4 protein-coding genes are annotated in these 5,849 nt (G+C 43.6%); 3 read left to right on the top strand and 1 reads right to left on the bottom strand.

All coding sequences use genetic code 11. The annotated features are described in order from the left end of the window. Positions 1 to 236: 236 nt before the first annotated feature. Positions 237 to 1,232, bottom strand: coding sequence for an adenosine deaminase (gene add / locus AC4E96_RS07850; RefSeq protein ID WP_490255422.1), 996 nt, complete (start codon positions 1,230 to 1,232; stop codon positions 237 to 239). A 294-nt stretch (positions 1,233 to 1,526) separates the two neighbouring features. Here add and tkt point away from each other — a divergent pair, with 294 nt between their 5' ends. The 3 genes from tkt to AC4E96_RS07835 all read left to right on the top strand — a co-directional run bounded on the left by tkt (position 1,527) and on the right by AC4E96_RS07835 (position 5,849). Beyond that, positions 1,527 to 3,518, top strand: a complete 1,992-nt coding sequence (gene tkt / locus AC4E96_RS07845; RefSeq protein ID WP_490255421.1) for a transketolase — start codon at positions 1,527 to 1,529, stop codon at positions 3,516 to 3,518. 103 nt (positions 3,519 to 3,621) lie between these two features. Beyond that, positions 3,622 to 4,650, top strand: a complete 1,029-nt coding sequence (gene epd, locus AC4E96_RS07840) for an erythrose-4-phosphate dehydrogenase (RefSeq protein WP_488034043.1) — start codon at positions 3,622 to 3,624, stop codon at positions 4,648 to 4,650. Between the two features lie 35 nt (positions 4,651 to 4,685). Further along, positions 4,686 to 5,849: a phosphoglycerate kinase gene (locus tag AC4E96_RS07835; protein ID WP_490255420.1), complete on the top strand. Its 1,164-nt coding sequence runs from the start codon at positions 4,686 to 4,688 to the stop codon at positions 5,847 to 5,849.

Genomic DNA, 5,849 nt, shown 5'->3' with positions numbered 1-5,849 from the left:
AAAAGAATAGATTAAAAGAATAGATTAAAAAGTTATTGAAAAACAGACTGAAAATATACCCAAACAAAAACGCCGTCGTGACATAAAAGTCAGTGACGGCGTTTTATTTTCAATTTCAGCGAGAGCTTAACTGAGCTTCAGGTTAGTATGAACTGAGAACTCTTAGGTCACACTTCTAAAGCTACTTCGTAATCTTTAACTCTACTTGTTAAAGCTGCGGCAAACCAACAAGCGTGTTAGGCTTTAGCGTCGAACAAAGCCTGCTTTTCTTGCTCAGTTAAGAATGCGGCCTTAACACCGTTTTTCTGAATTTGGCTTAACTCTTCCGTATTAAATCCTAAAATATCTTTAGCGACGTCATATTCATTAGCAATATCAATGTTTGATACGGCTGGGTCGTCGGTATTCAAAAAGACATTTACACCGTGATCAAAGAAAGTGCGAAGCGGGTGCTGACGAATATCGCTAATCGTCGCAGTTTGGTAGTTAGACGTTGGACATGACTCGATTGAAATTGTGTTTTCAACTAAGTAATCCATCAGTTTCATGTCTTTGATTGCTGCGACACCGTGACCGATTCGAGTCGCACCTAAAAGGTTAATGGCGTCCCAAATACTCTCAGGGCCTGCCGCTTCACCAGCGTGGACGGTAATTCTTAAGCCTGCATCGCGCGCTTTTTTGAAGTGTTCAATAAACATAGTTGCAGGGAAGTTAAGTTCGTCACCGGCTAAATCAAGAGCAGTAATACGGTCTTTGTGAGCCAAAATAGCATCTAACTCTTTCATGCAAGTCTCAACACCGAAAGTACGACTTAAAATACCAATTAGGTTTGTTTTAACACCAAAGTCTTTGCTTCCTTGGTCTACTGCGTCAGCAACCACACGGACTACCTCAGCCATATCAAGGTTAAAACCCATCGCCATGTAATAAGGTGAAAAACGAAGCTCTGTGTAGTCTAAGCCTTGTGCTTTGGCATCGGCGACATTTTCGTAGGCTACTCGGTAAACCGCATCATAATCGGCAAGGACAGAAACGCCATAATCCAACTTCTCTAGAAAAGCCAGAAGATCAGAAGTCTGACCCTGAATTTGAGCATGAGGCGTGAACTCTTCAAGTGAGTTACCTGGTAGTTCAATGTTGTGCTTTTGTGCCAATTCCCAAACCGTTTTTGGGGCAATGTTGCCGTCGAGGTGACGGTGAAGATCGACAAGAGGAAGTTGTTTATTGATCATAAAATCCTGCATTCAGTGTTGAAAAGTAAACATAGTATATCGCATTTCGTTTTAACTTTGACCATAACTTTGACATCCCAAATAGGGAATTTGGTAGGCGGGTAGGGCTAATACTCTAAAGAGGGAATAATTTATTCCTTATTTATTCGTCTTTTATTTATTTTTGATGGCTTCACAGGGTGCACTTGTGATTGTAGATAGGCTAGAATAATTGCCCTACACAATTGCTTTACGTGTGAAATTTAGGTCAAATGGCGCACGTGATGTAAACCAAAATAAATATAGGAATTGAGCATGGCGTCGAGAACAGACTTAGCAAATGCCATTCGTGCCTTGAGCATGGATGCGGTTCAACAAGCAAAATCAGGTCACCCTGGAGCACCAATGGGGATGGCGGACATCGCAGAGGTTTTGTGGCGCGGCTTTTTAAAGCACAATCCAACTAACCCAAATTGGGCCGATCGCGACCGCTTCGTTTTATCAAACGGTCACGGCTCTATGCTTATTTATTCGCTTCTTCACTTGTCAGGTTATGACTTACCAATTGAAGAAATCAAAAACTTCCGTCAATTACATTCAAAAACACCAGGTCACCCAGAGTACGGTTACACGCCAGGTGTTGAGACCACAACGGGTCCATTAGGTGCCGGTGTTTCAAATGCAGTTGGTATGGCCATCGCTGAAAAAACATTAGCGGCTCAATTTAACCGTGAAGGCCACGATATCGTCGACCACTACACGTACTGTTTCTTAGGTGACGGTTGTTTAATGGAAGGTATTTCTCATGAAGCGTGTTCTTTAGCGGGTACATTAAAGCTAGGTAAACTCATCGCGTTTTATGACGACAACGGCATCAGTATCGATGGTGACGTAGAAGGTTGGTTTACTGATGATAGCTCTGCTCGATTCAAGTCTTACGGCTGGCACGTAGTAGAAAACGTCGATGGTCACGATGCAGATGCAGTTGCCGCGGCAGTAACAGAAGCTCAATCTGTTACCGACAAGCCTTCAATCATTATTTGTAAAACAACGATTGGCTTTGGTTCACCAAACAAACAAGGTACGCACGATTGTCACGGTGCACCTTTGGGCGACGAAGAAATCAAAGCGGCTCGTGAGTTCTTAAACTGGCCACATGCACCATTCGAAATTCCAGCTGATGTATATGAGTTGTGGGATCACAAAGCGGCAGGTCAAGCGGATGAAGATGCTTGGAACGAGCAGTTTGTTGCCTACAAAAATGCGCACCCAGAATTAGCGGCAGAGTTTGAGCGCCGTGTGATTCTTGGTGAACTACCTGAAGATTTCTCTGAAAAAGCATTCCAGCTTGCGCTAACTCAACAGCAAAAAGCAGAAAGCGTGGCAACTCGTAAAGCATCGCAAAACACTATCGAAGCGTTTGGTTCGGTATTACCAGAATTACTAGGTGGTTCGGCTGACCTTGCGGGTTCTAACTTGACCTTATGGTCTGGTTCAAAAGGCTTGCAAGAAGACCCAGCAGGTAACTACATTTATTACGGTGTACGTGAGTTTGGTATGAGCGGCATCATGAACGGTATTTCACTGCACGGTGGTTTCATTAACTACGGTGCAACGTTCTTAATGTTTATGGAATACGCGCGTAACGCCGTTCGTATGTCAGCATTGATGGGCATTCAGAACATCTTCGTTTATACCCATGACTCAATTGGTCAAGGTGAAGATGGTCCAACTCACCAACCAATTGAACAACTTGCAAACTTACGTATGACGCCAAAAATGCGTACTTGGCGTCCAGCCGATGCAGTTGAGTCTGTGATTGCATGGAAAAATGCGATTGAATATCAAGACGGTCCATCGTCGTTAGTTTTCTCTCGTCAAGGCTTGCCTGCACTAGAGCGCACAGAACAACAAGTTGCGATGGTTGAACAGGGCGGCTACATCTTAGTTGACAGCGAAGGTGAACCAGAAGTAATCCTGATCGCGACTGGCTCAGAAGTAAACCTAGCAGTTAAAGCGGCGGCAGAACTAAATGCAGCTGGTACAGCAACTCGTGTTGTGTCTATGCCATGTACAAGTGTGTTCGACCAACAAGACGAAGCTTACAAGCAAACGGTACTGCCTAATTCTGTAACTAAGCGTGTTGCTATTGAAGCAGCGCACGTTGATTACTGGCACAAGTACGTCGGTTTTGCAGGTAAAGTAATTGGTATGTCTACTTTTGGTGAGTCAGCACCAGGTGGCGTATTAATGGAGCACTTTGGCTTTACTGTGGAAAATGTAGTTAACACGGTCAAATCACTTTAATCCTTGACTATTATTAACAAATAAACAAAAGCGAGTATTATGTGCTCGCTTTTTTGTTTTACAGCGTATTTTTGCGTTTATGTATTTTTAATCGGAACCATTAATGTCGAAAGCTCGTCCTATCAATATTGCTATCAATGGCTTTGGCCGTATCGGTCGCAATGTCCTACGCGCGATCTATGAATCGGGTCGAACCGATGAATTTAACGTCGTTGCCATCAATGAAATTGCAAATCCTGATGGTATTGCTCATTTATTAAAATATGACACTGCTCACGGTCGTTTTGCCAGTGACGTATCTTTGAACGAGCAACAGAATCTAGTGGTAGATGGAGACACCATAGAACTTCTTCACATTGAAGACTTACATTCTTTGCCGTGGAAGTTGTTAAACATTGATGTTGTTTTGGAATGTACAGGCGTATTTAAAAGTCGTGCTGAAGGCCAAGCGCATATTACATCAGGTGCTAAAAAGGTTGTCTTCTCTCACCCTGCAGACTCGGATGTCGACAATACAATTATTTTTGGAATAAACCACGAGAGTCTAACGGCTGAACAAGACGTAATTTCAAATGGCTCATGTACAACCAATTGTATCGTCCCTGTTATTCAGGCATTAGACGACGCCTTTGGAGTGGACAGTGGCACAATTACAACAATTCATTCGTCAATGCACGATCAGCAAGTGATAGATGCCTATCACCCTGATTTACGTCGTACTCGTGCGGCCAGCCAAAGTATCATCCCGGTTGATACGAAATTAGCTGCGGGTATTGAGCGTATTTTGCCTAAGTTTGCGGGGCGCTTTGAAGCGATCGCCGTTAGGGTTCCGACTATCAACGTCACGGCAATGGACTTAAGTGTGACCGTCAACGCCGATGTTGATATCCAAATGGTCAATGAGGCCATAAAGAAAGCCTGCAACAATGGTTTGTCTGGCATTTTGGGGTATACCGAGGAGCCTTTGGTTTCGGTGGATTTTAACCATGACCCGCATTCAGCGATTGTCGATGGTAACCAAACCCGAGTCAGTCATAAATGTTTAGTAAAAGTGTTGGTGTGGTGTGACAACGAGTGGGGCTTTGCCAACCGAATGTTAGACACAACACAAGCATTAAAACCGTTTTTATAATAAAAATTACCTTCAAGATTATTTAAGGAAAAGTCATGTCAGTAATCAAAATGATGGATTTGGATTTAGCCGGTAAAGCCGTGTTAATTCGTCAAGATTTAAATGTCCCTGTTCAAGATGGAAAAGTCACTTCTGCGGTTCGTATCGATGCGTCGATCCCAACCATTAAAGCAGCGTTAGAAAAAGGCGCTAAAGTATTGGTGATGTCTCACCTAGGTCGCCCAACCGAAGGTGAATTTGAAGAGAAGTACTCTCTTCAGCCTGTCGTTGACAATTTAAATGAAAAGCTAGACGTTCCAGTTCGCTTGGCAAAAGATTACTTAAATGGCGTTGAAGCAGCAGAAGGTGAAGTGGTTGTTCTTGAAAACGTGCGTTTTAACGTTGGTGAGAAGAAAAACACTGACGAGTTAGCGAAGCAGTACGCCGCTTTATGTGACGTATTTGTAATGGACGCCTTTGGTACGGCTCACCGTGCTCAAGGCTCAACACATGGTGTTGCTAAGTACGCACCTGTGGCAGCGGCGGGTCCACTTTTAGCCGCTGAACTTGAAGCATTAGGTAAAGCACTAGACAACCCTGCGCGTCCATTAGTGGCAATAGTGGGTGGCTCAAAAGTTTCTACTAAATTGACCGTATTACAGTCGCTTTCGAGTGTTTGTGATCAGCTCATTGTTGGCGGTGGTATTTCAAATACTTTCGTAGCGGCACGTGGTTACAATGTTGGCAAATCACTGTACGAAGCAGACTTAATTCCAGAAGCTAAGCGTTTGATGGAAGAGTTAGACATTCCTCAGGTTACTGACGTTCGTGTTGCGACTGAGTTTTCAGAAACAGCAGAAGCGACGGTTAAGCCAGTTGATCAAGTGTTAGATCACGAGCAAATTTTGGACTTAGGACCAGATTCAGCCCAAGCACTTGCAGAAGTATTAAAAAGCGCAAAAACGATTCTTTGGAATGGTCCGTGCGGTGTATTCGAATTTGATAACTTCTCTAAAGGTACAGAAGTGGTTGCAAAAGCTATTGCTGAAAGTGACGCCTTTAGCGTTGCTGGTGGAGGTGACACATTAGCAGCCATCGATAAGTACGGTTTAGCCGATGAGATCTCATACATCTCAACAGGTGGCGGTGCTTTCCTAGAGTTTGTTGAAGGTAAAGTTTTACCAGCAGTGGCGATTTTGGAAGAACGCGCTAAAGGTTAA

This window comes from Psychrosphaera sp. (genome assembly GCF_982872775.1).
This window is presented reverse-complemented; position numbering and strand designations above follow the sequence as displayed.

What these genes read in the sequence shown, in the direction of transcription:
- add (WP_490255422.1), bottom strand. Translation starts at nt 1,232, where the DNA reads ATGATCAATAAACAACTTCCTCTTGTCGATCTTCACCGTCACCTCGAC.
- AC4E96_RS07835 (WP_490255420.1), top strand. Translation starts at nt 4,686, where the DNA reads ATGTCAGTAATCAAAATGATGGATTTGGATTTAGCCGGTAAAGCCGTG.
- epd (WP_488034043.1), top strand. Translation starts at nt 3,622, where the DNA reads ATGTCGAAAGCTCGTCCTATCAATATTGCTATCAATGGCTTTGGCCGT.
- tkt (WP_490255421.1), top strand. Translation starts at nt 1,527, where the DNA reads ATGGCGTCGAGAACAGACTTAGCAAATGCCATTCGTGCCTTGAGCATG.